At 66.8% G+C, this 26,988-nt stretch carries 29 protein-coding genes; 12 read left to right on the top strand and 17 right to left on the bottom strand.

Annotated elements, in window-relative coordinates:
- Positions 1–35 precede the first annotated feature (35 nt).
- Positions 36–1,655 carry a peptide chain release factor 3 gene (locus tag IED13_RS15295; protein ID WP_038363602.1) on the top strand — a complete coding sequence of 540 codons (1,620 nt, stop codon included), beginning with the start codon at positions 36–38 and terminating at the stop codon, positions 1,653–1,655.
- 110 nt (positions 1,656–1,765) lie between these two features.
- Here the strand turns inward: IED13_RS15295 and IED13_RS15290 are convergent, their stop codons facing one another.
- Entirely contained in the window at positions 1,766–3,061 is a 1,296-nt protein-coding gene (locus IED13_RS15290) for an aminotransferase class V-fold PLP-dependent enzyme (RefSeq protein WP_191124658.1), read from the bottom strand.
- A 104-nt stretch (positions 3,062–3,165) separates the two neighbouring features.
- Positions 3,166–3,645 (bottom strand): Lrp/AsnC family transcriptional regulator, encoded by a 480-nt coding sequence (locus IED13_RS15285; RefSeq protein WP_038363596.1) that lies wholly within the window; start codon positions 3,643–3,645, stop codon positions 3,166–3,168.
- 180 nt (positions 3,646–3,825) lie between these two features.
- Between IED13_RS15285 and IED13_RS15280 the strand changes: the two genes are divergently transcribed.
- A complete protein-coding gene (locus IED13_RS15280; RefSeq protein ID WP_051988091.1) occupies positions 3,826–4,347 on the top strand; it encodes a cysteine dioxygenase in 522 nt (173 codons plus the stop codon).
- 77 nt (positions 4,348–4,424) lie between these two features.
- Positions 4,425–5,012 (top strand): glycoside hydrolase family 19 protein, encoded by a 588-nt coding sequence (locus IED13_RS15275; protein WP_191124657.1) that lies wholly within the window; start codon positions 4,425–4,427, stop codon positions 5,010–5,012.
- A gap of 121 nt (positions 5,013–5,133) precedes the next feature.
- On the opposite strand, the gene IED13_RS15270 is transcribed toward IED13_RS15275, so the two are convergent.
- Positions 5,134–6,288, bottom strand: a complete 1,155-nt coding sequence (locus tag IED13_RS15270; protein ID WP_191124656.1) for a trans-sulfuration enzyme family protein — start codon at positions 6,286–6,288, stop codon at positions 5,134–5,136.
- A 135-nt stretch (positions 6,289–6,423) separates the two neighbouring features.
- Here IED13_RS15270 and IED13_RS15265 point away from each other — a divergent pair, with 135 nt between their 5' ends.
- The gene (locus IED13_RS15265; RefSeq protein WP_038363591.1) at positions 6,424–6,930 is read left to right on the top strand and encodes an Lrp/AsnC family transcriptional regulator; all 507 of its coding nucleotides are present in this window, start codon (positions 6,424–6,426) and stop codon (positions 6,928–6,930) included.
- Between the two features lie 21 nt (positions 6,931–6,951).
- On the opposite strand, the gene IED13_RS15260 is transcribed toward IED13_RS15265, so the two are convergent.
- The 3 genes from IED13_RS15260 to IED13_RS15250 all read right to left on the bottom strand — a co-directional run bounded on the left by IED13_RS15260 (position 6,952) and on the right by IED13_RS15250 (position 8,825).
- On the bottom strand, positions 6,952–7,326 hold the full coding sequence (locus tag IED13_RS15260) for a response regulator (RefSeq protein WP_038363589.1): 375 nt from the start codon (positions 7,324–7,326) through the stop codon (positions 6,952–6,954).
- Between the two features lie 9 nt (positions 7,327–7,335).
- Positions 7,336–7,893 carry a hypoxanthine phosphoribosyltransferase gene (gene hpt, locus IED13_RS15255; protein WP_038363587.1) on the bottom strand — a complete coding sequence of 186 codons (558 nt, stop codon included), beginning with the start codon at positions 7,891–7,893 and terminating at the stop codon, positions 7,336–7,338.
- Between the two features lie 131 nt (positions 7,894–8,024).
- The gene (locus IED13_RS15250; protein ID WP_185747959.1) at positions 8,025–8,825 is read right to left on the bottom strand and encodes a zinc-ribbon domain-containing protein; all 801 of its coding nucleotides are present in this window, start codon (positions 8,823–8,825) and stop codon (positions 8,025–8,027) included.
- Positions 8,826–9,097: 272 nt separating this feature from the next.
- Here IED13_RS15250 and ftsE point away from each other — a divergent pair, with 272 nt between their 5' ends.
- From ftsE to IED13_RS15225, 5 genes are all read left to right on the top strand, one after another.
- On the top strand, positions 9,098–9,757 hold the full coding sequence (gene ftsE / locus IED13_RS15245; protein ID WP_038363585.1) for a cell division ATP-binding protein FtsE: 660 nt from the start codon (positions 9,098–9,100) through the stop codon (positions 9,755–9,757).
- A complete protein-coding gene (locus IED13_RS15240) occupies positions 9,744–10,709 on the top strand; it encodes a cell division protein FtsX (protein ID WP_038363583.1) in 966 nt (321 codons plus the stop codon). Before ftsE ends, IED13_RS15240 begins: the two co-directional genes overlap by 14 nt.
- Before the next feature lie 67 nt (positions 10,710–10,776).
- Positions 10,777–11,571, top strand: coding sequence for a YdcF family protein (locus IED13_RS15235; RefSeq protein WP_112763624.1), 795 nt, complete (start codon positions 10,777–10,779; stop codon positions 11,569–11,571).
- Positions 11,572–11,719: 148 nt separating this feature from the next.
- Entirely contained in the window at positions 11,720–12,481 is a 762-nt protein-coding gene (locus IED13_RS15230) for a lysophospholipid acyltransferase family protein (RefSeq protein WP_038363582.1), read from the top strand.
- A 95-nt stretch (positions 12,482–12,576) separates the two neighbouring features.
- Positions 12,577–12,990, top strand: coding sequence for a hypothetical protein (locus IED13_RS15225; RefSeq protein ID WP_191124655.1), 414 nt, complete (start codon positions 12,577–12,579; stop codon positions 12,988–12,990).
- 15 nt (positions 12,991–13,005) lie between these two features.
- On the opposite strand, the gene IED13_RS15220 is transcribed toward IED13_RS15225, so the two are convergent.
- From IED13_RS15220 to IED13_RS15185, 8 genes are all read right to left on the bottom strand, one after another.
- Positions 13,006–14,292, bottom strand: coding sequence for a TRAP transporter large permease (locus IED13_RS15220; RefSeq protein ID WP_038363580.1), 1,287 nt, complete (start codon positions 14,290–14,292; stop codon positions 13,006–13,008).
- Entirely contained in the window at positions 14,289–14,801 is a 513-nt protein-coding gene (locus tag IED13_RS15215; protein WP_112763626.1) for a TRAP transporter small permease, read from the bottom strand. Before IED13_RS15215 ends, IED13_RS15220 begins: the two co-directional genes overlap by 4 nt.
- A 171-nt stretch (positions 14,802–14,972) precedes the next feature.
- Complete coding sequence (locus IED13_RS15210) at positions 14,973–15,965, bottom strand: sialic acid TRAP transporter substrate-binding protein SiaP (protein ID WP_191124654.1); 993 nt, start codon at positions 15,963–15,965, stop codon at positions 14,973–14,975.
- 52 nt (positions 15,966–16,017) lie between these two features.
- Complete coding sequence (locus IED13_RS15205) at positions 16,018–16,695, bottom strand: GntR family transcriptional regulator (protein ID WP_260368445.1); 678 nt, start codon at positions 16,693–16,695, stop codon at positions 16,018–16,020.
- Between the two features lie 25 nt (positions 16,696–16,720).
- Positions 16,721–17,617: a dihydrodipicolinate synthase family protein gene (locus tag IED13_RS15200; RefSeq protein ID WP_112763629.1), complete on the bottom strand. Its 897-nt coding sequence runs from the start codon at positions 17,615–17,617 to the stop codon at positions 16,721–16,723.
- A 94-nt stretch (positions 17,618–17,711) separates the two neighbouring features.
- Positions 17,712–18,530: a carbohydrate ABC transporter permease gene (locus tag IED13_RS15195; protein ID WP_038363572.1), complete on the bottom strand. Its 819-nt coding sequence runs from the start codon at positions 18,528–18,530 to the stop codon at positions 17,712–17,714.
- Positions 18,530–19,456 carry a carbohydrate ABC transporter permease gene (locus IED13_RS15190; RefSeq protein WP_038363571.1) on the bottom strand — a complete coding sequence of 309 codons (927 nt, stop codon included), beginning with the start codon at positions 19,454–19,456 and terminating at the stop codon, positions 18,530–18,532. Before IED13_RS15190 ends, IED13_RS15195 begins: the two co-directional genes overlap by 1 nt.
- A gap of 103 nt (positions 19,457–19,559) precedes the next feature.
- Positions 19,560–20,909: an ABC transporter substrate-binding protein gene (locus IED13_RS15185; protein ID WP_112763631.1), complete on the bottom strand. Its 1,350-nt coding sequence runs from the start codon at positions 20,907–20,909 to the stop codon at positions 19,560–19,562.
- Between the two features lie 231 nt (positions 20,910–21,140).
- Here IED13_RS15185 and IED13_RS15180 point away from each other — a divergent pair, with 231 nt between their 5' ends.
- Both IED13_RS15180 and IED13_RS15175 read left to right on the top strand, forming a co-directional pair.
- The gene (locus IED13_RS15180) at positions 21,141–22,070 is read left to right on the top strand and encodes an amidohydrolase family protein (protein ID WP_191124679.1); all 930 of its coding nucleotides are present in this window, start codon (positions 21,141–21,143) and stop codon (positions 22,068–22,070) included.
- An 84-nt stretch (positions 22,071–22,154) separates the two neighbouring features.
- The gene (locus IED13_RS15175; protein WP_038363567.1) at positions 22,155–22,661 is read left to right on the top strand and encodes a hypothetical protein; all 507 of its coding nucleotides are present in this window, start codon (positions 22,155–22,157) and stop codon (positions 22,659–22,661) included.
- Between the two features lie 140 nt (positions 22,662–22,801).
- Here IED13_RS15175 and IED13_RS15170 read toward each other — a convergent pair whose 3' ends face one another.
- Positions 22,802–23,371 (bottom strand): gamma-glutamylcyclotransferase, encoded by a 570-nt coding sequence (locus IED13_RS15170; protein WP_038363565.1) that lies wholly within the window; start codon positions 23,369–23,371, stop codon positions 22,802–22,804.
- Between the two features lie 117 nt (positions 23,372–23,488).
- Here IED13_RS15170 and IED13_RS15165 point away from each other — a divergent pair, with 117 nt between their 5' ends.
- Complete coding sequence (locus IED13_RS15165) at positions 23,489–24,532, top strand: DUF2125 domain-containing protein (protein ID WP_191124653.1); 1,044 nt, start codon at positions 23,489–23,491, stop codon at positions 24,530–24,532.
- Between the two features lie 183 nt (positions 24,533–24,715).
- Here the strand turns inward: IED13_RS15165 and rpoH are convergent, their stop codons facing one another.
- Positions 24,716–25,612: an RNA polymerase sigma factor RpoH gene (gene rpoH, locus IED13_RS15160; protein ID WP_038363562.1), complete on the bottom strand. Its 897-nt coding sequence runs from the start codon at positions 25,610–25,612 to the stop codon at positions 24,716–24,718.
- 218 nt (positions 25,613–25,830) lie between these two features.
- Entirely contained in the window at positions 25,831–26,874 is a 1,044-nt protein-coding gene (locus IED13_RS15155) for an RluA family pseudouridine synthase (protein ID WP_038363561.1), read from the bottom strand.
- Positions 26,875–26,988 lie beyond the last annotated feature (114 nt).

Raw genomic sequence — 26,988 nt, 5'->3', positions numbered from 1 at the left:
GACTTCGCCCGCCTCATCCTGTCTTCAAACCGGCCATGACCGATCTTTCGACCCTTCAGGCCCCGGCGGCCGAGGCGCCGCATGCGCGCCGGCGCACTTTCGCGATCATCTCGCACCCGGACGCGGGCAAGACGACGCTCACCGAGAAGCTGCTCTATTTCGGCGGCGCCATTCAGCTCGCCGGCGAAGTGCGCGCCAAGCAGGGCCGTCGCCAGACCTCATCCGACTGGATGAAGATCGAGCGCCAGCGCGGCATCTCGGTCGTCACCTCGGTGATGACCTTCGAATATGGCGGGCACGTCTTCAACCTGCTCGATACGCCCGGCCACGAGGACTTCTCGGAAGACACCTACCGCACGCTGACCGCCGTCGACGCCGCCGTCATGGTGATCGACGCCGCCAAGGGCATCGAGGACCGCACCAAGAAGCTGTTCGAGGTCTGCCGGCTGCGCGACATCCCGATCGTCACCTTCATCAACAAGGTCGACCGCGAGACGCGCGATCCCTTCGACCTGATCAACGAGATCGAGACGACGCTGGCGCTCGACGTCGCGCCGATGACCTGGCCGGTCGGCCGCGGCCGCGAATTCGTCGGCACCTACGATCTCAAGGCCAATACCTTCCGCCGCAACCAGAAGGGCGACGAGCGCGCCGAGGACCGCCAGGTCTCCGGTTGGGACGATCCGCTCTTCGACGAATTGCTGCCGCACGGCGCCGCCGAGACCTGGCGCGAGGAGGTCTTCCTCGCTGCCGAGGGGCTGAAGCCCTTCGATCTCCAGGCCTTCCGCGAGGGCCATCTGACGCCGCTCTATTTCGGCGCAGCGCTCCGTGACTACGGCGTGCGCGACCTGATCGACGCGCTCGGCGCCTATGCCCCGAGCCCGCGCGCGCAAGCGTCCGACAAGCGCCCGATCGAGGCGGACGAGCCGAAGATGACCGGCTTCGTCTTCAAGATCCAGGCGAACATGGACCCGAACCATCGCGACCGCATCGCCTTCATGCGCATCTGCTCGGGCAAGCTGTCGCGCGGCATGAAGGCCAAGCTCGTCCGCACCGGCAAGCCGATGCCGCTCAACGCCCCGCAATTCTTCTTCGCCCGTGATCGCTCGATCGCGGAAGAAGCCTTTGCCGGCGACATCGTCGGCTTGCCCAATCACGGCACCTTGCGCATCGGCGACACGCTGACCGAGGGCGAGGACATCGTCTTCAAGGGCGTGCCGAGCTTCGCCCCGGAAATCCTGCGCCGCGTCAAATTGAAGGACGCGATGAAGGCCAAGAAGCTGCGCGAGGCGCTGCAGCAGATGGCCGAGGAAGGCGTCGTCCAGCTCTTCCTGCCCCATGACGGCGCCCCCGCCATCGTCGGCGTCGTCGGCGCCCTCCAGCTCGACGTGCTCAAGGAACGGATGGACGCGGAGTATTCGCTCCCGGTCGATTTCGAGCCCTGCCAGTTCTCGATCGCGCGCTGGGTCTCCTCGGAGGACAAGGTCGCGCTGGCCAAGTTCGTCGGCCACAAGCCCTCGGCCATGGCGGATGATCTCGACGGCGACCCGGTCTTCATGGCGTCCAGCCAGTTCACGTTGAAATACGATGCCGAGCGGGCGCCCGACATCACCTTCTCGGACGTGAAGGACTACCAGAAGGTCACGAAGGCCTGAGCCCCGCCTGCGTCATGCTCGGGCTTGACCCGAGCATCCACGTGTTGAACACGGCTCTCCGTGGATGGTCGGGACAAGCCCGACCATGACGGCAGAGGAAAGGTCCGGCGTCACCCCGCCCGATTGCCGGACACCACCGCCAGCGCCGCGACGAACCTGTCGAGATCAGCTTCCATGATGTAGGGCGCCGGCGAGATGCGGATCGTGTTGCCCTTGGCGACGCCGCCGCGACGCACCGTCATCACCTTGTGCTGGTCGCGCAGCGTCGCCACGATCGCGTTGGTGTCGGCGGGCGAGCGCTTGCCGGTCAGCGCGAAGGAGGTGATGCCGGCGACCATGCTCGGATCGTCCGGCGTCTGGATTTCGACGCCCTTGAGCTCGCGCGCCCTGGCGACCCAGTAATTGCGCAGATGGCGGTAGCGCGCTTCCTTGGCCTGCGGCCCGATCTCCCGGTGCAGGGCGAGCGCCGCCGGAACGGTGAGCTGAGCGGCGAAGTTCGGCGTGCCCGTATGCAGGCGCGAGCGGATGTCGTCGGCCTTGAAATCCTCGTCGGCCATATAGGGGTCGATATCGGCGAGACGCTCCCGGGCGATGTAGATCATGCCGACGCCGAGCGGCGCACCGATCCATTTATGCAGGTTGAAGCCGATGAAATCGACGCCGAGATCCTTGGCCTGGAAGTCGATCTGGCCCCAGCTATGGGCGGCATCGAGGATGACGTCGGCGCCGCGCGCCTTCGCCATGGCCGCGATCTCCTTCACCGGCATCATCAGGCCGGTACGGTGGCTGACATGGGTCAGCAGGAGAAGCTTGGTCTTCGGATTCGCCTTCAGGGCGGCATCATAGGCGTCGAGCACGGCCTGGCGCGTCGCGGGTTCCGGAATGTCGAACTTCGCCACCGCGACACCGCGCCGATCCTTCAGCCAGTTCATCGCATACTGCATCGAATCGTAGTCGAGATCGGCATAGAGCACGGTGTCGCCGGGCTTCAGCTTGTTGTAGCCCGAGATCAGCGCCTGGAGCGCCTCGGTCGCGCCGCGCGACAGCGCGATCTCCTCACGCGCGACGCCGAGAAACTCCGCGAGCGGAGTCCGAACGTTGTCGAGATCCGCCCCGATCTTGGTCCGGGCATAGACCGTGTTCTCGAAATTCACGAAATCGGTCAGGCGCTTGTATTCCGCCTTCACCGGCTCAGCCATGATGCCCCAATAGCCGTTCTCGAGGTTCACCATGTCGGGCGTGACGCTGTAGAGGCCGCGCACAGCCTGCCAGTAGCCCGTATCCGCCCCGAGGTTCGATGTCGGCAATGCCGGCAGCGAACGCGCAAGAACCGGCCCCGCCAGCGCGGCGGTCCCGAGGCCGAGCAACAGCGCGCGGCGGCTGGTCTGAGGAACCGGGTTCGACATGCTCATGATCTCCTGGGACGGCCCGCGCGGGAGGTAGCGCCCAGCTGTCTCAGTGCTGTGACATGTCCCACATCCGCGTTCCGCGAACCGACCTGGCCCGGCCCTCAATGTCCCGGCAGCGCGAATCCCAGCGGGACCGCCGTCGTCGATTTCAGCTCCTCCATGGCGAACATCGAGGTCACATCGGAGAGGTCGATGCGCGAGATCAGCTTCTTGTAGAGCGCGTCATAGGCGGCGATATCGGAGACGCAGGCCTTGAGCAGATAGTCGATCTCCCCGCTCATCCGGTAGAAATCGACGATCTCCGGCAGGTCCTGGACGGCGGAATGGAAGCGTTCCAGCCATTCCATCGAATGCCGCGCCGTCCTGACCGCGATGAAGACGGTGACGCCGGCATTGAGCTTTTCCCGGTCGAGCAGCGCGACGCGGCGCTTGATGTATCCGCCCTCCTCCAGCTTCTGCACCCGCCGCCAGCATGGCGAGGGCGAAAGCCCGACCGACTCCGCCAGCTCCGCCAGCGGCAGGCTCGCATCCTCCTGCAAACGCGCGAGAATGCGCAGGTCGAAAGCATCGAGCTTGGCCATATGTCCTCGGCAGATTCGGAACCAGCTTCTTACCCGAAGCATACACGGGGATTATTTTTCCATATTTTCTGGAATCAAGGGCATGAAATTTCGCTAAGAGCAAAAAATTCTCGATCTCTGCAAACCGCTGCCCGCCCTCTCCCGGTACCATTCTCCTGGTCGGATCGAGAGGGTGACGGAATGCAGGGTTTTCTGAGCGCGGAGCGGCAGGGCGCGGTGCTTCGCAGCCTGCGTAGCGACGAGGGAACGCTCTCGCGGGACTATCTCGCCGCTGCCCGCGATGTACTGCGCGAGCTCGTCGCCATGCCCGATCTGATCCAGCGCCTGCCGCTCGAGCGTAAGCCCGGCTGTTACGCCCGCAACCTGCTCGCCGGCGACGAGAATGTCAGCATCTGGGCGATCGTCTGGGGCGAGGGCTCCGCGACCTCGATCCATGATCATCATTGCTCCTGCTGCTTCGGCGTCGTCTCGGGCGTCGTCACCGAGACCTGGTATCGCGCCATCGACGCCAGCCGCGCCGTCCCGACCGAGGAACAGCAGCGGCAGCCCGGCTATGTCGCCTGCATGCTGCCCTCGGGACCGAATATCCACCGGATGCGCAATTTCGGGCCGGGCGAGGCGATCTCGATCCATATCTACGGCTTCGACCACGAGGCCCATGCCTCCTCGATCGAGACGGAATACACCGCCGTCGGCGGCTGATCTCGGGCCGCCCCCGGGCAACTTATCCCCGCGATGCACCGCCACGCGATGATGGCCTCCTTTGCAGGAGGCCAGCCATGTCGCTCAGAGGCATCGTCGCATACATCTCCGGGACATCGCCGCAACCCGAACTCGCCGTCACCCGCGAGCGCCTTCTGCGCCTCACGCCGAGCGGGAAAGCCGATATCGTCGACGGTGTCGCCCAGCGCTTCGACGCTCTCGCCCGCGAGCACGACGTCTCGACCCGGCTGCGTCTATGCCACTTCCTCGCCCAGGCCGCCCATGAGACGGACGGCTTCCGCGCGCTGGAGGAATATGGCGGCGCGAGCTATTTCCTGCGCTATGAAGGCCGGCAGGACCTCGGCAACACCCAGGCCGGCGACGGCATCCGCTATCACGGCCGCGGTATCTTCCAGCTCACCGGTCGCGCCAATTACCGCCGCTTCGGCAAGATCATCGGCATCGATCTCGAAGCCGTGCCGGAGCGCGCCAAGGAGCCGGACATCTCGCTCCTCGTTGCCTTCGCCTATTGGAGCGAGCGCGCGATCAGTGCTGCAGCCGACGCCGACGACGTCGCCGCCGTGACGAAGCTGATCAATGGCGGCCGCAACGGGCTGGCGGAACGGGCGCGCTATCTGGAAAAGGCAAAAGGGATTTGGGTGTGATCCCCTGGCGCACGCGTCATTCTCGGGCGAAGCGAAGCGCAGACCCGAGAATCTCGTGACCAGAAAGCTGGTTTCGGAGATGGTCGGGTCAGGCTCGACCATGACGGCAGGCGGTAGCCGCTCAACCGTGCCCCGCCTTCAGCGCCTGGTCGAAATCGGCGTAGAGATCCTCGACATCCTCGATGCCGGTCGACAGCCTGAGCAGGTCTGTCGGGCAAGGCGAGCCGGCGCCCTCGATCGAGGCGCGATGCTCGATCAGGCTTTCGACGCCGCCAAGCGAGGTCGCCCGCTTGTAGAGCTCGACATGCGCCGCCGTCCGGATCGCCGCCTGTTCGCCGCCCGTAACCTGGACCGAGAGCATGAAGCCGAAGCCGTTCTCCATCTGCCGCGCCGCGATGTCGTGGCCGGGATGCTGCGGCAGGCCGGGATAGAGCACGCGCGCCACCAGCGGATGCGCCGAAAGCCGCTGCGCCAGCGCCATGGCCGAAGCCGACTGGCGCTCCTGCCGGACATGGAGCGTGCGCATGCCGCGCATCAGCAGATAGGCCTCGAACGGCCCGAGGATGCCGCCCTGCCCCCTCCGCACCGTCTTGATGCGGCTCCAGAATTCATCATCCTCGCGGGCGCAAAGCGCGCCGGCGATGACGTCGGAATGGCCGTTCAGCACCTTGGTCGCCGAATGCATCACGATGTCGGCGCCGAGCGTCAGCGGCCGCGTATGCACCGGCGAGGCGCAGGTCGAATCGACCGCGAGCTTGGCCCCGGCCTTGTGCGCGATCTCGGCGACGGCGGCGATGTCGGTGATCGTCCAGAGCGGGTTGGAGGGCGTCTCGGCCCAGATGAGCTTGGTCACGCCGGGCTTCACGGCGGCCTTCAGCGCGGCGAGATCGTCGGTCTCGACGAACTCGACATTCAGGCCCCAGCGCTTCGCCTCGGTCATCAGCCAGTTGCGCAGCGCCCAGTACATCACCTTGGAGGCGACGACATGGTCGCCGGGCGAGAGCGCCAGGAACACGGCCGTCGCCGCCGCAGAGCCCGAACCGAACAGCAGCGCCCCGCCCTTCGCCTCCTCCAGCATCGCGAGCAGGCTTTCGGCCTCGCGTGTCGTCTCATTGTCCGGCCGCCCGTAGATGAAGCCGGTCGAATAGCCGTTGTCCTCGTCGCGGATATAGGTCGTCGCGACATGGATCGGCGGCACCACAGCCTTGGTGACGGGATCGATCTTTCCCATGGCTTGCGCCGTGAGGCTCCGCGGGCTCCAGCTCTTCGTGCTCATTGTCTCTCCGGGCCTTCCTGCTTTGCGCGGCGCTCTCGCCTATATCGACGGCTGACCACACTCTAGCGCGCGATCGTAATTTTAATTGGCGTTTTTCGCCGACAAGCGACTATTTTCGTCATCAGAGGATCCAACGTGACGAAAATCGCCGATCTCGACCGCTTCGATCATGCGCTGCTGGAGGAAATGCAGCGCGACAACCAGACCCCGGCGCGCATCCTGGCCGAACGGGTCGGGCTGTCGCAAAGCGCCGTGCTGCGTCGGTTACGCCGGCTGCGGGCGGAGAAGATCATCACCGCGGACGTCTCGGTCGTGAGCCCGGCCGTGCTCGGCGTGCCCGTTACGATCCATGTGCTGGTCTCGCTGGTGCAGGGCTCGCAGCTCGCCGACGCATTCGCGCGCAAGCTGGGTTCGCGCCCCGAGATCAGGCAGGCATCCTATGTGACCGGAGGCGCCGATTTCGTCCTCCACCTCCAGGTGGAGAGCATGGAAGCCTATGCCGCCTTTGCCCGCGAGGTCTTCCACGACGATCCCAATGTCGCGTCGTTCTACACCTATGTCGCCATGCGCGAAGTGGTCGGCCCGCTGCGGAAAGGCCCACAGGAACGTCGCGCCTCCCCGCTGCCGAGGCGCACCTCATAGGACAGTCGTTAAGACGCTCGCCTACCCGATCGAACGCTCGATCACCTTCAGCACCGTGGCGCGCAGCTCGGCAATGGTGAAGGGTTTCGTCATCACCTCCTCCACGATCGCCTCGAGGCTCTTCGCCCGCTCGCGCTGCTCGGCATAGCCGGTCATCAGCATGATGGTCAGCTCCGGGAACTGCTGCTTGGCGGCGAGCGCCAGCGCGATGCCGTCCATCAGCGGCATGCGGATATCGGTCAGCAGCAGGTCGAAATGGCCCTGCTCGGCGATGAGGATGTCGAGCGCCTCGGCTCCGTCCGCAGCGGTGATGCAGGTGTGACCATCCATGCCGAGCCCGCGCGCGACCAGCGCGCGCAACGGCTCCTCGTCATCGACGACCAGAATACGCGACATGGCAGTTCCTCAGATGCCCGGCAGACCGGCCTGATCCTCGGTTTCGATGACGCCGACGAAGGGCAGTTGCCGATAGGAATGGGCGACATCCATGCCGTAGCCCACGACGAAATAATCCGGACATTCGAAGCCGACATGATCAGCCACGATGTTGACGGCGCGCTTGTTCGGCTTCTCCAGCAACACGGCGGTCGAGACCGAGCGGGCGCCGCGCGCCGCCAGCAGATCCTTGGCGAAGGCGAGCGTGCGGCCGGATTCGAGGATGTCGTCGACCAGCAGCACGTCGCGCCCGCGCACCTCGCTCTGCACGTCGCGCAGGATTTCGACCTGGCCGGTGGAGACGGTCCCCGTCCGGTAGCTCGACAGGTGGATGAACTCGACCTGGGGCGCGAGGCCGACACGATGCATGGCGCGGATCAGATCGGCGGCAAACATGAAGCTGCCCTTGAGGACGGCGACGACGAGCAAGTCCTTCGGCTGGCTGTCGGCGACCGCCTGCGCGATCTCCGCATTGCGCTGCGCGATCGCAGCCTCGTCATAGAGCACCCTGATCCGCCGTTCCGGCATAATGACTCCTGCTTTCGTGACTTATGGCCGCGAAGGTTCCCGCGCAGGGCTTGCGCCGAGAACGTTCGCGGCGGGTTGATATCGTACGTTCGGGCCGCCGCAAACCGCAGGGCGGGGGCATCGTTGCAAGATTAATGCGCGCTCGCGATATTGGCCGTGCCCGCCGTGGAAGTGAAGCGCACCTGCACCGAGCGCCCCTTTTCCGGCGGGGACGCCAGCCTTGCGCGGAAGCGCATCAGCTCGGCCGGCTCCAGCACGCCGCGCGGCGGCTCCGTGGTCCAGCTATAGAGGGTCTGCCCGGCCTCGTCCTTTACCGAAACCTGGATCGGCGGCACCTTGGTCCTGCCTTTCGCGATATTGGTGACGTCGCCCTCGACGACGAGGAAACGGCTTTGCCCATCGTCGATCAAGCCGCTCTCGACGGCCGTCAGGCTCAGGCCCCGGACATTCACCGGCAGGCCGATCCGCTCGAACAGACCTGCGAGCTGCGGCGCGGCCTGAACCACGAGATTGCGTTGCCAGGCCAGTCCGGCCAGGAGCGTGACGCCGGCCAGCGCCGCGACGGCGGGCAGCGCGAGCCCCTTGCGCCCCACGACCACGGCTTTGCCGAAGCGCGCCCTGTATCCCGCCGAAGGACGGGTTTCCGGCGGCACGACCGGCGGCGGCTCCTCCTCAGGCACGCCCGCCTCGCCCGCCGTAGCGTCCTCGGCAACGACTGCGGCGATCTCCGCCTCGATCGCGGCTGCTCGCTCCAGCTCCTCGGCCAGCAGGGCCTGCGTCTCCTCGACGCTCGGCGCCGGCGGCATCTCGCTCGCCGCATCGACATGCCACAGCGTCTTGCATTGGGCGCAGCGCACCTTGCGCCCGCCCGGCCCCAGTTTGGCCGCGTCGAGCTCATACTGACTGGCGCAGGAGGGACAGACGATCAGCATGAAGGCAGCGTGGTTTCCTGCGATGAACGGCACCGGCAGTCGGCACCGAGTCTTTCCGGGCCTTTCGCCGGCGGCAAGCCACGGCGAAGCATTGCTTCGGCCAACCGAGGCAACCGGCTTCATTGACGCGATTTATGGTTAACGTCGCGTGAAGAATCTTGGGGGCATGTTGAGGCGTGCGCAGCGGCTCGGTGCGCCGCCGCTTACGATATAGCATTGCTGCGCCGGCCGGGATTTCTGCCGGCCGTGCGCTATGGGACGAGGAAGACGGCTTGGTTCGTTTCGAGAATGTCGGCCTGCGTTACGGCATGGGCCCGGAGGTGCTGAAGGACATCAACTTCAGCATTGCGCCGCGCTCGTTCCAGTATCTGACCGGGCCGTCCGGCGCCGGCAAGACGACGCTGATGCGCCTCATCCTGATGGCGCTGAAGCCGACGCGCGGCCTCGTCAACCTCTTCGGGCAGGATGTCTCGCGCCTCGACGGATCGACGCTGACGGCCTTCCGCCGCCGCATGGGCGTGGTCTTCCAGGATTTCCGCCTGCTCGACCATCTCACCGTCTACGAGAATGTCGCGCTGCCGCTGCGCGTGCTCGGCAAGGAAGAGGCGAGCTATCGCGCCGAGGTCGTCGAGCTTCTGCGCTGGGTCGGCCTCGGCGAGCGCATGCATGCCGTGCCGGCGGTTCTCTCCGGCGGCGAGAAGCAGCGCGCGGCCATCGCCCGCGCCCTGATCGCGCGGCCCGAGCTGCTCCTGGCCGACGAGCCGACCGGCAATGTCGATCCCGGCCTCGGCCGCCGCCTGCTGCGCCTGTTCATGGAGTTGCAGCAGCTCGGCACCGCCGTGATCATCGCCACCCACGACCTCAACCTCATGGACATCTACGACGCGCCGCGTCTCGTCCTGGCCGACGGGCATCTGCATGTCGATGCCTGAAGCCATCGAATACGACCACGAGGCACGCGAGGAGAAGGCCCTGCCGACCAATCTCCGGCGCGGCCAGCCGCTCGTGCCGGTCGATACGGTGGCCGGCCGCGCGCTGATGGCCGTGATCGCGATCCTGACCTTTCTCGCCGCGCTGAGCGCCGGGGCAGCCGTGCTCGCCGCGCGCGCCTCCGACCAGTGGCGCGGCGCCGTCTCCGACGAGATGACCATCCAGATCCGCCCGGAGGCGCGCCGCAACATCGAGGAAGACGTCGCCAAGGCCGTGGCGATGGCCCAGGCGCTCGACGGCATCGAGAGCGTGCGTGCCGTGCCCAAGGCGGAATCCGACAAGCTGCTCGAACCCTGGCTCGGCACCGGCCTCGACCTCGTCGAATTGCCGGTGCCCCGGCTCATCGTGCTGAAGCTCAGGCCCGGCGCCTCTCCCGACATCGCCCGCTTCGGCCCGGCCCTGCGCAACGAGGTGTCGACGGCGATCCTCGACGATCACCGGGTCTGGATCAGACGGCTTTCGGCGATGGCGAGCACGATCATCGTCTCCGGCTTCGTCATCGTGCTGCTCGTGCTGACGGCGGCGGCACTGGCCGTCGCCTTCGCGACGCGGGGCGCCATGGCGGGCAGCCGCGAAAGCGTCGAGGTGCTGCATTTCGTCGGCGCCGGCGACGATTTCATCGCGCGCGAGTTCCAGAGCCGCTTCATCCGGCTCGGCCTGCGCGGCGGCGCGATGGGCGGCCTCGCCGCCATCGTCGCGATCGCGCTTCTGGGCTTCGTCTCGTCCTTCTGGTCGACGGCGCCGGAGGCGGAGCAGTTGCAGGCCCTGTTCGGCGCCTTCGAGATCGGCTGGGCCGGCTATGCCGCGGTCGTGCTCGTCGCCCTGGTCGTCGCCGCCATCGCCGGGCTCGTCTCGCGCTTCACCGTGCGCCACTACCTGAAGGTGCTGGCATGACGACGCGGCGCAACGACAATTTGCCTCGTGCCGCCGTTATGCCCGATTGGCCGGTTAGGTTCGCGCCATGGCCATGATTGGCAGCAGCAACGACCATCTCGCGGTGGGCGCTACGGTGACGTCCGTTTCGCGCGGCGGGCTGTCGCGTCGTCGTATCCTGGCGCTCGCGGCCATCGCGACCACCACCCTCGGTGCGGTCCTTTTCGTCTGCGGCTATGCCCGCTTCGCGGCCGGGATCGAGGCCCGTGAGCCGGTCGCGACGCCGCAGACCGATGCGATCGTCGTCGTCACCGGCGGCTCGCAGCGCATCGGCGACGCCATCGGCCTGCTCGGAGCCGATCGCGGCGCGCGCCTCCTCATCAGCGGCGTCAACGAGAAGACCAGCCGCGAGGAGCTCGCCCGGCTCAACCCGGCATCGCGTGACCTGCTCGCCTGCTGCGTCGATCTCGACTACCGCGCGCGCAATACCATCGGCAACGCGATCGAGACCCGCCGCTGGGTGCGTCGGCACGGCTTCCGCTCGCTGCTGGTGGTGACGTCGAACTATCACATGCCGCGCACCTTGGCCGAGTTTTCCCATGCCATGCCAGGCCTGCGTTTCATCGCCCATCCCGTCGTCACCGATCAGCTCGACACCGCGGGCTGGTGGTACCGCTGGTCGACGATCAGGCTGCTCGCCCCGGAATACGTCAAATATCTCGTGGCGCGGCTGCGCAGCTTCGTCGAGGACGACCCGGAATATTCCCGGCTTTCGGTCATCATCGGCGGCCGCAAGCCGGTCTCGCCGAAGCCGGCCGAAGTCCTGGGCCCGGAGGCCGAAAGGCGCTCGCATCTGCGCGGGGCCACCCATCGCGACGGCTGAGTGACTCCTCGAAAGCCTCCTGAGCCCTCATCCTGAGGAGCCATTCCGCGGCTCCTCCGGATGAGGACTGTGTTTCCGACACGGCCCGAGACAATTCCAAGTCCGCAAGCGCTTGACCGGCGCCGCGTCTCGGGCTCATTGCGGGCCCATGCTGATCCTGCGCTCGCTCGCCTTCAACGTCCTGTTCTATGCCAATCTCATCCTCTGGCTGATCTTCGTGGTGTTGCCGGCGCTGCTGCTCCCGCAGGCGGTGCTTCGGAACGTCGCCGCGGCCTGGTCGCACAGCTCGCTCTGGCTGATGCGCGTCGTCGCCGGCACGCGCTACGAGATCATCGGGCGCGAGAACATTCCCGAAGGCGGGTTGATGGTCGCCGCCAAGCACCAGTCCTTCTGGGAGACCTTTACCCTCTTCACCCTCTTTCCGGACCCGGTCTTCATCCTGAAGCGGGAACTGATGCGCATCCCGGTCTTCGGCTGGTGCCTCGCCAAGCTCAGGATGATCCCGGTCGATCGCGGCGCCCGCGCCCGCGCGCTCAAGGACGTCACGCGCCTCGCCAAGATCGAGCTGGGCCAGAAGGGCCGCCAGCTCCTGATCTTCCCGGAGGGGACCCGCCGCCCGCCCGGCGCGCCGCCGGCCTACAAATTCGGCGTCGCCCATCTCTATGCCGAGATGGGCGTGCCCTGCCTGCCCGTCGCGGTGAATTCGGGCCTGTATTGGCCGCGCCGCCAGTTTCTGCGGCGCCCGGGGACGATCCGGCTGGAGATCCTGCCGCCGATCATGCCGGGCCTGGACAAGACGAGCTTCCAGCACGAATTGCAGGAGCGCATCGAGACGGCCAGCGACCGGCTGCTGGCCCAGGGCCGCGCCGAGCTGGCCGCCCGCGGCCTGGATCCGCTCGCGAACTCCTGACATATCCTGACAGCAGCATCGCCTCGCCCGAACCGGGCCCGGTTGACTTATCCCCGCAGCGTTCCCATTTTGTTCCTATTGCAGGAGGAACGAATATGGCTGCCCTCGCCTATCGCTTCACCCCGGACCTGTTCGATGAACCGGCCCCGGCGCCGGAGACAGTGGCCCGCGAGATGCCGTTGCGCAGCACGGCTGCGCTGAGCGAGCGTCGCTTCACCGCCTGGCGCGGCCGCTCGGGCCGGCGCTATGTCGCCTCGGTCTTCGCCGCCGACGACACCCATCCCCTGAGCTTCACCGATGCGGTGCTGCTCGCCGTCTCGGCCGAGCGGCAGATCATCGCGGTCCGCGATTCCGGCCCCTTCGGCGTCGAGGCGGCGCTGGCACGCTGGCAGCGCGCCGTCTCCGAGGCCGGCGCGAAGGAGATCCACGTCCATCTCCTCGCCGAGGACGGCGCCAGCCGCCGCGCGGCCCTGCTCGACCTGATGCCCCAGGCGGAAACGGCGGGCTAGCGCATCGGCCCGACCTCACGGCCCCATGATATGGTTCGGCAGCCAGGTCGTCAGCGGCGGCCAGAGCGTGATCGCGGCCAGCACCACCAGCAGCGGCACGAGCCAGGGCAGGATCGCCTTCGACATCGCCTCGAACGAGACGTTGGCGATGCGCGTCACCACGAAGAGCACGACGCCGATCGGCGGATGGATCGTCCCCAGGATCAGGTTCAGGATCATGATGATGCCGAACTGAACCGGGTCGATGCCGAAGCTGTTCGCCGCCGGCACCAGGATCGGGATCAGGATCAGCATCGCCGCCAACGCCTCCATGAAGCAGCCGACGACGAGCAGGATGAGGTTGCAGACCAGCAGGAAGACGAGCGGATGCGCGATCGTCTCGACGATCAGCGGCGTCAGCGTCTGCGGCACGCGCGAGATCGACATGCACCAGCCGAGAGCGCCCGCGGCCATCACCAGCACGGCGACGAGCCCCATCGTCTCGACCGTGTCGATCAGGATCGGCCAGAGCTGCTTCACCTCCAGCGTTCGGTAGACGAAGAAGCCGAGGAAGAGCGCGTAGAGGCAGGCGACGGCCGCGGCTTCCGTCGGCGTGACGAGGCCCGAGAACATGCCGCCCAGGATGATCGGCGGCGTCATCAGCGCGAAGAAGCCGTTCAGGAAGCTGCGGCCGATCTCGCGGAAACCCTTGAACCCTTCCTTCCGGAAGCCCTGTCGCCTGGCGATGAACATCACCATCACCATCAGCGACAAGCCCATCAGGATGCCGGGGATGACGCCGCCGATGAACAGCCGCCCGATCGAGACATCCGCCGTGACGCCGTAGATCACCATCGGCAGCGAAGGCGGGATGATCGGCCCGATCGTCGCCGCCGCGGCGGTGATCGCCGCCGCCGTCTCCGGCCGGTAGCCGGCTTTCTGCATGGCGCGGATCTCGATGGCGCCCGAACCCGCCGCATCCGCCACCGCCGAGCCGACCATGCCGGCGAAGATCATGCTGGTCAGGATCGAGGCATGGGCATAACCGCCGCGCAGCCAGCCGATCACCGAGGTCGCGAAGGCGACGATGCGGTCGGTGATGCGCGCCGCCGCGAGGATGTTGCCCATCAGGATGAAGAGCGGCGCCGCGACGATCGGGAAGGAGTTCATCGCCTGCGCCATCTTCTGCGGCACGATCGAGGCCGAGAGTTCGCCGATCAGCACGAAGGCGAAGGCCGCGAGCCCCATCGAGGCGAAGAGCGGGAAGCCCGCCAGGATCGAGAGCAGCCAGACGGCCGAGATCTTGAAGATCAGCGCGCTCATTCGGCCGGCTCCTGCAGCGTCGCCGCGACCGGCTCATAGGGAGAGGTCCGCCAGTTCATGAGGTTGCCGACGAATTCGGCGAGGCCCTGCAGCACGGTTACGATCCCCGCCAGCACCATCGGCGCGTAGAGCAGGCCCATCGAGAGCGGCACGGTCGTCGCCTCGAGATCGTAATTGGCCTGCACGAGATGGATGGAATACCAAACGGTCAGGCCGCCGAAGACGACCATGGCGAGCTGCATGAGCGCTTCCGCCGAGCGCCATCCCCGCGCCGGCAGCATGTCGTGGAAGAAGCGGATGCGGATATGGGCGCGCCTGCGGCTGGCGAGTATCCAGCCGGTGACGGCGACCCACAGCATCAGGAAGCGCGAGACCTCGTCGGTCCAGATCAGCGGCTCGCCGACGGCGCGGGTGACGATGCCGAGCGACACCGTGACCAAGAGCGCGACGAGGAGAAGCGCGGCGATCACCTCCATCACCCGGTCGAACAGCCTGGGCCAGAGCGTCATGCGGATTGCCTTTTCTCGATACCTGGAAGCCCGAGCTCAGCCCTCATCCTGAGGAGCGCTCCTAAGGAGCGCGTCTCGAAGGATGGTCCAGTTGGTTCCGGAGTCTCCGGGAACATCCTTCGAGACGCCGCTTCGCGGCTCCTCAGGATGAGGGCTGAGCACAGGGAAAGGTCACAGCGCCTGGATGCGGTCCCAGAGGCCCTTGCCCCATTTGCTCTCGAACTTGGCCGGGACCGTTGCCAGCACCGGCTTGCGGAAGGCCTCGTTGTCCGGCGTCGTCACCGTCATGCCCTGCTTGCCGAGGCTGTCGGCCAGGCTCTTCTCCTGCTCCAGGATCTCGTTGTCCTGCCAGGCCGCGGCTTTGTCGACGGCGGCGACGATGACGGCGCGATCGGCCTGCGGGATCTTCTGCCAGGCGGCCTCGTTCACGATCACGAGCCGCGGCGTGATGATGTGCGCCGTCAGCACGAGATATTTCTGCACCTCCGCCAGCTTGGCCGAGGCGATGGTCGGGAGCGGGTTCTCCTGCCCGTCGACCGCGCCCTGGGAGAGCGCGAGGTAGAGCTCGGAGAAGTTCAGCGGCGTCGGCCGTGCGCCCCAGGCCTCGGCCATGGCGCGGAAGGTGTCGACCTCCGGCACGCGCAGCTTGAAGCCCTTCATGTCCTCGACCGAGTTGATCGGCTTCTTGCCGCTGGTGAGGTGGCGCACGCCATAATAATTGACGCCGATCATGCGCATGCCGCGCTTCTCGACCAGCGCCTTGTTGAGCTCGTCGATCAGCGGGGATTTCAGCGCCCGCGTCATATGCGCCGCGTCCTTCCAGATATAGGGCGCCTCGATGATCGAGAGCTGCGGCACGAACTGGCCGAGCTGCGCCGCGCCTTCCGTGACCATCGTCAGGGCGCCGCTGGCGACCGACTCGACCATGTCCCGCGACGAGCCGAGCTGCCCGTTCGGGAAGGACTGGACATCGATGCGCCCGCCGGTCTTCTCCTTGATCTCGGTGCCGGCCTTCACCGCGCTCTGCGGCGAGGGGTGGGTCGCCGGCTGGCCGTCGGCCCAGCGCAGGACGAGGGCCTGCGCCCGCAGGATCGAGGGGGCGGCGATGGCTGCCGAGCCCGCGGCAGCGGCGGCCAGGAAATCGCGTCTGCTCTGCTTGATCATCTCTGTTTCCTCCGGAGGCGGCCGGTGTTCCGGCTCGTTATGGTCTTCGCTCTCAGTATTGCATCGCCCGCGTCCGGGCGTTGCCGATATGGGTGGCCATCGCCGCAGCGGCGCGCTCGGGATCGCGCGTCTCGATCGCCGCGATGATGGCGAGATGGTCCTGCATCACCGGGATGATGATGCTGTTGTGGATGCGGGTCTCGTATTGCCGGATCAGCCGGATCTTGAGCCAGGTGACCCGGAAGGCTTGGGCAACGATCTCGTTGTCGAGATGGTCGATGATCGCCTCGTGCATCAGCCGGTCGATGTCCTCGGCATCCTCGATCAGCCGCTCGTCGCCGCCGGCCTCGGCTCGGGCGACGATCGCCTCGTGCCGGGCCCGCTGCTCGGCGATCTCGGCGTCGGTCGCGTTCTGCGCATAGAGCGCCGTCGCCTCCTTCTCGAGGAAGAGCCGGAACTGGAAGGCGTTGCGGATCAGGTTCAGGTCGACATGGGCGACCTGCATGCCGCGCTGCGGCACGGTCTTGATCAGCCCCTCCGCCTCGAGCCGCGGGATCAGCTCGCGGATCGCGCCGAGCGGAAAGCCGGTCATCGCCACGAGCTCGCGCTGGGTCACGAACTGGCCGGGCTTGATCTCGCGCGCCAGCAGCCGCTCGGTGAAGGAGGCATAGGCGCGCTCCCTCAGCTTCAGCGGCTCGCCTTCGCGCGGTTCCTGCTCCGGCTGATTCACAATCCCTCCTTCAGGTTGCCCTGGTTCAGGCCGCCTTTGCCTGCGTAATCGAATCGAAGGCTGCAAAGAGCCGCTTGCGGGTGGCCTCGTCCAGTGCTTCCAGCGGCGGGCGCATTGCCCCATAGCCCGGATCGCCATGGACATGGCCCGTCAGCGCCTTCACCGCCGCCAGCACCGGATAGGAGCAGATCTCGTCGACGAGCGCATTCACCACCGGGCTGTCCTTGCCCTCATAGACCATCGGCCGCAGCAATGCCGGCACCAGATTGGCGACGCCGCAGATCGAGCCCTGCGCACCGTTGCGCACCGCCCTCGCGAGCTGGCGCTCGTCGCCGACGAGAATGGCGAGCTCGCCATGCGCCTTCAGCAGCGCCTCGGTGTTGGCATAGTCGCCAGAGGAATCCTTGACGCCGGCGACGAGCCCGGGGAAGGCCGTCTTCAGCCGCTGCACCAGCCCGACGCTGATCTCGACCGCCGTCACCGAGGGGATATGGTAGAGGATGACATTGCGGGCCGAAGCGCCCAGCTTCTCGAAGAACTGCGAGAACCAGACATAGAGTCCTTCGTCGCTGACGCCCTTGAAGTAGAAGGGCGGCGCGACCAGCAGCCCCTTCGCCCCGGCATCGAGCGCGAGTCTGGACTGCTCGACCGCCTCCTGCATCGAGGCCGCGGCAATGCCGGCATAGATCTGCTTGGCCGGATCGATCCCCGCGCCGATCAGCGCGCCCATCATCGCGGTCCGCGCCGGCAGGCCGAGCGCCGCACCCTCCCCCGTCGTGCCGAAGAGCGTGACCGAGTCGCAGCCCTGCGCCAGCACATGCTTGGCATGGCGGACGAGGCGCGGCAGGTCGATGCCGCCGCCCTCCCGCATCGGGGTCGTGATCGCGCAGGAGAGGCCGAAGCGGGTCTTTTCGGAGGCCATGGAGGGAACTTTCAGAGCTGAACAGTGGCTGACATGTTAGTATGAAGACAGATCAACTCGCAAGGGCTCCGCAACGTCCTTGCGATGGTTCCGGCTAGCCGTCCTTGAGGCCTCCGGCCGACAATCCCGCGACGATCTGGCGCTGCGCGATCACGGTCACCAGCAGCACCGGCAGGGTCACCAGCAGCGCCGCCGCTGCCAGCGGCCCCCAGGAGATCTGCTCGAAGGTCAGGGAGTTGTAGACGGCCGAAGGCAGGGTGCGGCTCGCCTTGCCGCCGAGCACCACCGAGAAGATGAAGTTGTTCCAGGAGAAGATGAAGGCCAGGATGCCGCCGACGACGATGCCCGGCTTCGCCAGCGGCAGCGCGACATGACGGAAGGCCTGCCAGCTCGTGGCACCGTCGATGCGCGAGGCGTCCTCCAGCTCCATCGGGATGTTCTCAAAGTAGCCGATCATGATCCAGACGATGATCGGGATGGTGATGACGAGATGGGTGATGACCAGCGCCGTGATCGTGCCCACCAGTCCCGTGATCTGGAAGAGCAGGAAGAGCGGGATGAGATAGGATAAGGCCGGCGTCATCCGCGCGATCAGGATCAGGATCGCGAATTTATGCGCCTTGCCGCGCGCGATGCCGTAGCCGGCGGGAACGCCGACAATCAGCCCGAGCAGCACCGCCCCGCCCGTGACCAGGATCGAGTTCCACAGATAGAGCCCGAAATTGTTCTGCGCGAAGACGTCGACATAGTTCTTCAGCGTCGGCGGATCCGGGATGAAGACCGGCGGGAAGGCGGTGTTGTCGAGCTCGTTCTTGAGCGACAGCGAGATCATCCAGAGGAAGACCAGCACCGCCGGCGACACCAGCACGAAGACCGAAGCCCAGAAGCCGAGTTTTTTGGCGAAGCGGCCCATCACGCGTTCCACTTCGACTTCTGCCGCGCATAGAGCAGCAGCAGCGAGAGCATGATGATGATGACGAAGAAGATCACCACGACCGAGGACGCGTAGCCGATCTTGTAGAACTGGAAGGCCTGCAGATAGAGGAAGATGTTCAGCGTCTCCGACGCCGTGCCCGGTCCGCCCTGGGTGATCACGAAGATCGTGTCGAAGGCCTTCAGCGCATCGATGGTGCGGATCACGATCGCCACCATGATGAAGGGCCAGACCAGCGGCAGCGTGATGTGCCGGAACATGTGCCAGTCATTGGCGCCGTCGATCAGCGCAGACTCGTAAGGTTCTCGGGGCAGCCCAGCCAATCCGCCGAGCACGATCAGCATGACGAGCGGCGTCCAGTGCCAGACCTCGACCATCACCAGCGTCGGGATCACCGTCGCGGGATCGTAGACCCAGGCCGAGGGGCCGATACCGAGAAGCGAGAGCAGGTAATTCAGCACGCCGAGCTGCGGGTGGAACATCATCGTCCAGACCAGCGCGACCGCGACCGGCGTCGCCATCATCGGCATCACGAAGATCGTGCGCAGCAGCCCGCGAAAGGGAAATTCGCGATGGAACACCAGCGCCGCCGCCGTGCCGAACACGATCGGGAGCACCACCGCGAGGATCGTGAAATAGGCCGTGTGCCCCATCGATTCGAGGAAGCGCTGGTCCCTGGCCAGTTCGACAAAGTTGCCGAGGCCGACGAACTCCGCGCCGCCGCCGATCTTCCAGTCCTGCGTGGACATGAACAGCGTGAACAGCCACGGGAACACGATCACCGCCGCGATCACCAGAACCGCCGGCAACGAGAACAGCCAGTAGCGCGGCGTGAAATCCTGCGACGTTGTGGAGGTCGCGGGCGCCGCGCTGGCGAGATTGGCTGGCAGGGATGTACTGGTCATGCGTCTGGAACCGTCATGCTCGGGCTTGACCCGAGCACCTCTTCGAGAGTGTGCACTGGTGACGAGATGGCCGGGTCAAGCCCGGCCATGACGTCTGTTGCGCTCACCCCTGCTCGCTCTTGGCGAGCACCGGGGCGAAGGTCTCCGTCGCCTTCTTGAGCTCGCTCGCGACATCGGCCCCGCCGATCATGTTGGTCAGACCCACGCCGAAGACATCGCGGAACTCGGTCACCGGCACGATCTGCGGCAGGCCGGCCCGGGCGATCTTGGCCGAGCCGAGCAGGCAATCGAAATACTGCTTGCCGAACTTCGACTGCTGGATCGTCTCGGTGTCGAGATAGGCCGAGGATCGTCCGGGCGCGCCGGCGCCGGCCTTGAGCATGGCGATCTGATTCTTCTTGTTGGTCATGAACTGCACATAGAGCCAGGCCGCCTCCTTCTTCGAGGAGCCGCGCGAGATGCCCATGCCGTCGGCGAACATGCCGGCGTGATGCGCCTTCGGCCCCGGCGGGGTGATGCCGTAGCCGACCTTGCCGACGATGCGCGACTTCGACGGGTCCTCCAGCGGCGTGGCGAAGCCGACGCCATCGAGCCACATCGCCGCCCGCCCCTGCATGAAGGTGGTCTGGCACTCGTTCCAGTTGAAGCCGACCGAACCCACCGGCCCGGTCTCCTTGTTGAGCTTCTTGTAGAGCTCGCCCGCCCAGATCGCCTCCGGCGTGTCGGTGAGCAGCTTGCCGTCTGGCGAGGTCGTCTCCGAGCCCTGGCCGAGCATCAGCGAGGTCCAGACCGGGACATTGGCGTTCTTCAGCCCGCGCGAGACGAAGCCGGCGATACCCTTGGCGGGATCGTGCAGCTTCTGCGCGACGGTGAACATCTCGTCCATCGACTTCGGATAGGCGACGCCCTTCGCGTCGAAGAGCTCCTTGTTGTAGTAGACGATCCAGTAGTCGACGAAGAACGGCACGGTATCGAGCGAGCCGTCGGCCTGCCGGGCATAGGCGACGGGCCCGGCGCCGAAATCGGCGAAGTCGAAATCCGGCGCCGTCAGCGAGGCGTCCTTGATGTAGGGGTCGAGGTTCTCGAACCACTTGCCCTTCGCCGCCATGCGCTTCTGCACATGCAGCGAGATGCCGCTGACATCGAAGCTCGGCTTGCCCGATGCGAACTCGATCACCGCCTTCTGGCGCTGCTGCTGCTCCGGCACCTGCTCGGAGGAGACCTTGATGCCGGTCAGCTCGGTGAATTCCTTCTCCGCCGCCTGCATCAGCTCGGAGCGGGGGTTCTTGACCAAGAGCACGTCGATCGACTGGCCGGAGAAGCGCTTCCAGTTGAACGGCGCCTGCGCACGCGCCTCGCGCAGCACCAGCGGCGCGGCGATGACGCCCGCGCCGGTCGCGGCGGCGCCGCGCAACAGCGCACGGCGAGTCGGCTTGAGAATGCTGTCGGTCATCGGCGTCCTCCCCAGGACCTGTGAAACGGTATTTCGCCCACTTGCAGGCGGCCCATTTTCGGGCTTTCGTCTCTGTCGCGGCAAGCTTTTGGGCTCCGCCGCGACAGCGACCCGGGCAGGACGCTAATCTGCTTTCAAGCCGGTTGCAAGCTAACATGTTGGCGTGCACATAGGGGACCGCGCCGGCCGAACGCTGCCGCCGCCGAGCCCAGGATCCGCATGGCGACGCGCATGACGAGCCCCTCTCCCAGCAAGCCGCCTGCCCCGCCGCGCATCGATTCCCACCAGCATCTCTGGCGGCTCGACCGCGGCGACTATGGCTGGCTCACGCCCGCGCTCGAGGCCATCCACCGCGACTTCGCCCCGGCCGATCTCGCACCGCTGCTGGCCACCCACGACATCGACGCCACCATCCTCGTCCAAGCCGCGCCGAGCGAGGCCGAAACGCGCTTCCTGCTCGAAACCGCGGCCGCCACGCCCTTCGTCGCCGGCGTCGTCGGCTGGGCCGATTTCGCGGCGCCCGACGCCCCCGCCCGCATCGCCGCGCTGGCCGCAGATCCGCTGCTGGTGGGCCTCAGACCCATGGCGCAGGATATTCCCGATCCGCACTGGCTCGCCCGGCCGGAGCTCGCCCCCGCCTTCGCGGCACTGCGCGAGCACAATCTCGTCTTCGACGCGCTGGTGAAGCTGCCGCAGATCCCGGCACTGCTCACCCTGCTGGAGCGCGAGAAGGAGCTTCCCGTCGTCATCGACCACGGCGCCAAACCTGATCTCACATCAACAGGCGTGGCCGGTGCCGACCTTTCCGCCTGGCGCGACGGCATCGCCAAGCTGGCCGCAAAGCCGAACACGGTCTGCAAGCTCTCCGGCCTCGTCACCGAAGCCGGGCCGGACTGGACGGACGCGACGCTGGCGCCTGCGGTGGCGCATCTCCTCGCCTGTTTCGGGCCGGAACGCCTGCTCTGGGGCAGCGACTGGCCGGTCGCGACGCTGCGTGCGCCCTACGCCGAATGGCTCGCAACCGCCGAACGTCTCACCGCGACGCTCTCGGACGCCGAGCGGGCCGCAATCTTCGGCGGCAATGCGGCGCGGGTTTACCTTACGAAACATGGCCGAAATCCGGCCAAAATCGTCAGCGACAGTTCATCTTCGCGGGGCTAGCCTCATCCTTGCTGCCCGACCGCCCGGAATGATCCGTCCGGCCGCAGCGGCATCGACAAGCACCCCATACGGGGGAGGATCATCATGACACAGACCAGATTCGCGCTTGCTGCCGGCCTTCTCGCGCTCGCCGGCGGGTTCATGATCCAGGCTTCGACGCCGGCGCTCGCGCTGACGATGAAGGAATGCAGCACCAAGTATCAGGCGGCCAAAACGGGCAACGCGCTCAACGGCCAGTCCTGGAACGACTTCCGCAAGACGCAATGCGGCGACAGCGCCACCGCGGCCCCTGCCTCCGCCCCGGCAGCCACGACGGCGCCCGCTCCGGCCGCGCCGAAGCCCGCCGCCACGACCGCCGCCGCACCGGCAGCGCCGAAGCCGATGGCGGCCCCCGCCCCAGCCGGCAACGCCGTGTTCCCGAGCAAGGTCGATCCGAAATATTCGCAGCTCTCGGCCGGCAAGCAGCGCTTCAAGACCTGCGACGACCAGTACAACGCCAACAAGGCCACCAATGGCAATGGCGGCCTGAAATGGATCCAGAAGGGCGGCGGCTATTACAGCCAGTGCAACGCCCACCTGAAGGGCGCCTGAGCCGGTTCCACGCCGCGCCGCGCATCGCACGGAAACGCATCGTCATTCCGGGCTAGCCCCGGAATGACGATGCGCACCCCTAACAAATCGGCGGGGACACCCGTCCAACAGTGCCCGGTTGCGGGCGCATGGCGTGGCGGTCAGCCCTTCACCGGCGGATGCGTCGCGTGGAGGCCCGGCGCCAGCTCCTGCGCCAACGCGGCGAGCACGGGATCATAGACCCCCATCTTGCGCAGATGCTCATGGGTCTGCAGTACATAATCGGGATTCTCGCCCGACTGGCCGCGCCCCTGGCGGACAAGCTTCAGCAAGGCGGCGGGCGGCAGCTTGCCGGCATATTGCAGGTGATGGCGGTCCGCGACATAGACCAGCCCCTCGACTCGCCGACCATCATCCAGCCGCAACGGAACACGGCGCTCGAGATAGACCGCCGTCGCCTGCTCGCGCGCCCTGAGATAGGCGACCGTTTCCTCCGCCCGGCCGGCCTCGACCCGGAAGGCCAGCCCCCTGCACACCCCGCCGCGATCGAGCCCGAGCACGAGGCCCGGCCGGTCCGGCGTGCCGCGATGGACATGCGAGAAGACGCAAAGCGAGCGGTGATAGCCATGGAGCTTCGCCGGAACGCTTTCCGCAAAGGCGAATCCCGGCCGCCAGATCAGCGACCCGTAGCCGAAGACCCAGAGATCCGCCGCATCGCTTTCGCTCGTCATCGCCGTCTCATCATTTGGCCATGCCGGCCTGCTTGGTGGCGGGCATCCGCCACTCTGGCATCCGCCGTTCTGGCGAGCTAACAATCGGCCCGCCTTCGCGCAAGGAACGCCTGCCGCATGACCGACCTCTCCCCGACGCGCCGCCAGAGCCGCTTCTGGCTCTATGCCCCTTTCGGCCTCCTCGTCGTGCTGGCGGCGGCCTGGTCGGGCTTCTGGTTCTACGTCCATGGCCGCACCGTCGCCGAGATCGACAAGGCTCTCGCCAAGGAGGCCGAGCGCGGCCGGAGCTGGACCTGCAACAACCGGACCGTTCGCGGCTTTCCCTTCCGCATCGAGGTCCGCTGCGATTCGCTCGCCCTGACCTCGACGCGCTGGGGCGATGCCGTGCGGGTCGAGACCGGCCCGGTGCTGGCTGTCGGGCAAATCTATTCGCCGGGCCTCGTCATCCTCGAAGCGACCAGCCCCGCCCGCGTCTCCCTGCCGGAAGGCCGCAGCCTCGACATCACCTGGAAGCAGCTCGACGCCAGCCTGGCCTGGCGCGATCCGCAGCGCTTCGCGCTGGTCGCGGCGGAGCCGAACGCCACCCTCACCACGCCGGGGCAGGCCGCGGAGAACTGGCGCGCCGCTTCGCTGGAAACGCATCTGCGCCGCAATCCGGACCGCCCGGCAACCGATCAGGCCGTCGATATCGCGCTCTCCGCCAAGGGGACCGTGCTGCCTGTGATCGACGCCCTGCTCGGTACGACCGATGCCGGCACGATCGACCTGCAGGCGACGCTGACCCAGTCGGAGGCGTTCCGCCAGGGCTTCAATCCCGATGCGCTCGAAACCTGGCGCAACGCCAACGGCGTCCTCGACATCACACGCCTCGCCACGACCAAGGGCGCGGCCCGCATCGACGGCAGCGGGCAATTGCTGCTCGACCCGACCCACCATGTCGGCGGCGATCTGCAACTGGCCGCCGCGGGCATCCAGCAGATCGGCGGCGTCCGCGTCGGCAATCTGCTGGGCGGGCTCGGCGGCCTGCTGGGCGGGCGCGGCGGCAGCGCCGCCGCCACGGCGCCCGGCCTCACGCCGCTGCCGCCGGTCTCGCTGCGGGAGGGCCGCGTCTTCCTCGGCCCGATCCGCCTGCCGCTGAAGCCGCTGCTACCGTTGTATTGAGGCGGCGCGCGTCTCCTCGTCATGGTCGGGCTCGACCCGACCATCTCGGGAAGCGGAGGGGTCAGCGCCTTCTCCGGCAGAAGCTTGCCGAGCCGCAGCCAGGTGCTCGTTGAAAATGTCGAGCAAATGAAAAGGGGCGCGGAAGCGCCCCTTTTTAAATTCTCTCGACGTCGATGATCGCGGTCACGCCGCCGGCAGCGCCGCGCGCGGTGCCTCGATGCGGGTGATCGCCTTCTTCACCGCGTCCTGCACCTTCTCGAAGGCACGGACCTCGATCTGGCGGACGCGCTCGCGCGACACCCCGAACTCCTCGGAGAGCTCCTCCAGCGTGATCGGATCCTCGGCAAGGCGGCGCGCCTCGAAGATGCGCCGCTCGCGCGGATTCAGCACCTCCAGCGCCTCGTGCAGCGCCGTATGGCGGTTGCTGGCCTCCTCCGAATCGGCGAGGCGCCGCTCCTGGCTCTCGGAATCGTCGACCAGCCAGTCCTGCCATTCGCCTTCGCCATCCTCGCGCAGCGGGGTGTTGAGCGAGGCGTCGCCGCCGAGGCGGCGGTTCATCTCGACCACGTCCTGCTCGTTGACGCCGAGCTTGGTCGCGATCTGCTTGACCTGGTCGGGGCGCAGATCGCCCTCGCCCAGCGCCGCGATCTTGCTCTTGGCCTTGCGCAGGTTGAAGAACAGCTTCTTCTGATTGGCCGTGGTGCCCATCTTCACCAGCGACCAGGAGCGCAGGATGTATTCCTGGATCGAGGCCTTGATCCACCACATCGCATAGGTCGCGAGCCTGAAGCCCTTCTCGGGCTCGAAGCGCTTGACCGCCTGCATCAGGCCGACATTGCCCTCGGACACGACTTCGCCGATCGGCAGGCCGTAGCCGCGATAGCCCATGGCGATCTTGGCGACGAGGCGCAAATGCGAGGTGACGAGCTTATGCGCCGCGTCGCGGTCGCCATGCTCGCGCCAGCGCTTGGCCAGCATGTATTCCTCGCTCGGTTCCAGCATCGGGAACTTGCGGATTTCATCGAGATAACGTGAGAGTCCACCCTCGGCGGACAGGACAGGCAGCGAAGCACTCGCCATGCGCGTGTCTCCTCGTCGAGGCCCCCGCTGTGCGGCGGGCCCACCGCGCGATCAACCTTCGCGCAGGTTTCGGACAATGCGAATTGATCCAACGCAGAAACCGGTCGGGAGTTCGGCGGGATCGATTGCGTGCGGCGCCCCCTTGGCCATCCGCATCCGACAACCCCAGTATATGCGAACTCACTCTGGCGGAAAGGTGGCAGGAACGCCCGATTGGCTCACAGCCTCGCGAGCGCTGTTTGCAGTTTCGCAAAATCCTCGGGCGGGTCGGATTCGAACAGCATCTCCTCGCCCGTCGCCGGATGCGCGAAACCCAGCACCGCCGCATGCAGCGCCTGCCGTCCGAGCGCCGCCAGCGCCTCGCGCGCCTCCTCCGGCAACCGCACCGCCTTGGTCGCGAAACCGGAGCCGTAGAGCTGGTCGCCCAGAAGCGGATGGCCGATATGACTCATATGCACGCGAATCTGATGCGTGCGCCCGGTTTCGAGCCGGCATTCGATCAGGCTCGCCAGCGGCTCGGTCTCGTCGAGCCCCTTCAGAAGCGGTGGGTAGCGCTCGATCAGGCGAATATGCGTGATCGCCTCGCGGCCGCGCCCCTCCTTCACCACCGCCATTTTTTCACGATTGCGGTTGGAGCGCTCGAGCGGGGCGTCGATCGTGCCCTCGCGCAGGCGCGGCGTGCCCCAGACCATGGCGAGATAGGCACGCTGCAGCGGCCCGGTACGGCCATGGTCGGCGAACTGCTTGGCGAGCTTCTGATGCGCACGGTCGTTCTTGGCGACGACGAGCAGGCCGCTGGTATCCTTGTCGAGCCGGTGGACGATGCCCGGCCGCCTGACCCCGCCGATGCCGGAAAGGCTCTCGCCGCAATGGGCGATCAGCGCATTGACGAGCGTGCCGTCCTCATGCCCTCCCGCAGGGTGCACGACGAGCCCCGCCGGCTTGTCGATCACGATCAGGTGCTCGTCCTCGTAGACGACGTCGAGCGGGATGTCCTGCCCGACCGGATCGGGCGGCTTCGCCTCCGGCATCACCAGCGTGATGGCGTCGCCTTCGGCCACCTTGCGGCTGCCATCGCTGACGGGGGTTCCGTTGAGGCCGACACCGCCTTCCTTGATCACCTGCTGCAGCCGCGCCCGCGAAATCTCGCCGGCAAGCATGGCGAGCGCCTTGTCGAGCCGAAGGCCCGCCTGCTCCGCCCCGACCTGCAGGGTCACCATGCCGTTGTCCTGGCCGCTCTGGCCGTCCTGATCACAATCCATGCCGTCGCTATAAGGTGCATGACGGCCGGCCGCACGCCTTTTCCGCGAACACCCATCGTCATGCCAGGGCTTGACCCGGTATCGTCTCAGGAAGGCGAGGCACGAGCGAACCGC

Source organism: Allobosea spartocytisi (genome assembly GCF_014764685.1).
In the GTDB taxonomy this organism is placed as follows: Bacteria; Pseudomonadota; Alphaproteobacteria; order Rhizobiales; family Beijerinckiaceae; genus Allobosea; species Allobosea spartocytisi.
The sequence above is the reverse complement of the archived record's forward strand: the minus strand, read 5'-3'. Positions and strand labels throughout refer to the sequence as shown.

Excerpts from the sequence above, each read along its gene's own strand:
- IED13_RS15295 (WP_038363602.1), top strand. The coding sequence starts at position 36 with ATGACCGATCTTTCGACCCTTCAGGCCCCGGCGGCCGAGGCGCCGCAT.
- IED13_RS15290 (WP_191124658.1), bottom strand. The coding sequence starts at position 3,061 with ATGTCGAACCCGGTTCCTCAGACCAGCCGCCGCGCGCTGTTGCTCGGC.
- IED13_RS15285 (WP_038363596.1), bottom strand. The coding sequence starts at position 3,645 with ATGGCCAAGCTCGATGCTTTCGACCTGCGCATTCTCGCGCGTTTGCAG.
- IED13_RS15280 (WP_051988091.1), top strand. The coding sequence starts at position 3,826 with ATGCAGGGTTTTCTGAGCGCGGAGCGGCAGGGCGCGGTGCTTCGCAGC.
- IED13_RS15275 (WP_191124657.1), top strand. The coding sequence starts at position 4,425 with ATGTCGCTCAGAGGCATCGTCGCATACATCTCCGGGACATCGCCGCAA.
- IED13_RS15270 (WP_191124656.1), bottom strand. The coding sequence starts at position 6,288 with ATGAGCACGAAGAGCTGGAGCCCGCGGAGCCTCACGGCGCAAGCCATG.
- IED13_RS15260 (WP_038363589.1), bottom strand. The coding sequence starts at position 7,326 with ATGTCGCGTATTCTGGTCGTCGATGACGAGGAGCCGTTGCGCGCGCTG.
- hpt (WP_038363587.1), bottom strand. The coding sequence starts at position 7,893 with ATGCCGGAACGGCGGATCAGGGTGCTCTATGACGAGGCTGCGATCGCG.
- IED13_RS15250 (WP_185747959.1), bottom strand. The coding sequence starts at position 8,825 with ATGCTGATCGTCTGTCCCTCCTGCGCCAGTCAGTATGAGCTCGACGCG.
- IED13_RS15240 (WP_038363583.1), top strand. The coding sequence starts at position 9,744 with ATGTCGATGCCTGAAGCCATCGAATACGACCACGAGGCACGCGAGGAG.
- IED13_RS15235 (WP_112763624.1), top strand. The coding sequence starts at position 10,777 with ATGGCCATGATTGGCAGCAGCAACGACCATCTCGCGGTGGGCGCTACG.
- IED13_RS15230 (WP_038363582.1), top strand. The coding sequence starts at position 11,720 with ATGCTGATCCTGCGCTCGCTCGCCTTCAACGTCCTGTTCTATGCCAAT.
- IED13_RS15225 (WP_191124655.1), top strand. The coding sequence starts at position 12,577 with ATGGCTGCCCTCGCCTATCGCTTCACCCCGGACCTGTTCGATGAACCG.
- IED13_RS15220 (WP_038363580.1), bottom strand. The coding sequence starts at position 14,292 with ATGAGCGCGCTGATCTTCAAGATCTCGGCCGTCTGGCTGCTCTCGATC.
- IED13_RS15215 (WP_112763626.1), bottom strand. The coding sequence starts at position 14,801 with ATGACGCTCTGGCCCAGGCTGTTCGACCGGGTGATGGAGGTGATCGCC.
- IED13_RS15210 (WP_191124654.1), bottom strand. The coding sequence starts at position 15,965 with ATGATCAAGCAGAGCAGACGCGATTTCCTGGCCGCCGCTGCCGCGGGC.
- IED13_RS15200 (WP_112763629.1), bottom strand. The coding sequence starts at position 17,617 with ATGGCCTCCGAAAAGACCCGCTTCGGCCTCTCCTGCGCGATCACGACC.
- IED13_RS15195 (WP_038363572.1), bottom strand. The coding sequence starts at position 18,530 with ATGGGCCGCTTCGCCAAAAAACTCGGCTTCTGGGCTTCGGTCTTCGTG.
- IED13_RS15190 (WP_038363571.1), bottom strand. The coding sequence starts at position 19,456 with ATGACCAGTACATCCCTGCCAGCCAATCTCGCCAGCGCGGCGCCCGCG.
- IED13_RS15185 (WP_112763631.1), bottom strand. The coding sequence starts at position 20,909 with ATGACCGACAGCATTCTCAAGCCGACTCGCCGTGCGCTGTTGCGCGGC.
- IED13_RS15180 (WP_191124679.1), top strand. The coding sequence starts at position 21,141 with ATGACGAGCCCCTCTCCCAGCAAGCCGCCTGCCCCGCCGCGCATCGAT.
- IED13_RS15175 (WP_038363567.1), top strand. The coding sequence starts at position 22,155 with ATGACACAGACCAGATTCGCGCTTGCTGCCGGCCTTCTCGCGCTCGCC.
- IED13_RS15170 (WP_038363565.1), bottom strand. The coding sequence starts at position 23,371 with ATGACGAGCGAAAGCGATGCGGCGGATCTCTGGGTCTTCGGCTACGGG.
- IED13_RS15165 (WP_191124653.1), top strand. The coding sequence starts at position 23,489 with ATGACCGACCTCTCCCCGACGCGCCGCCAGAGCCGCTTCTGGCTCTAT.
- rpoH (WP_038363562.1), bottom strand. The coding sequence starts at position 25,612 with ATGGCGAGTGCTTCGCTGCCTGTCCTGTCCGCCGAGGGTGGACTCTCA.
- IED13_RS15155 (WP_038363561.1), bottom strand. The coding sequence starts at position 26,874 with ATGGATTGTGATCAGGACGGCCAGAGCGGCCAGGACAACGGCATGGTG.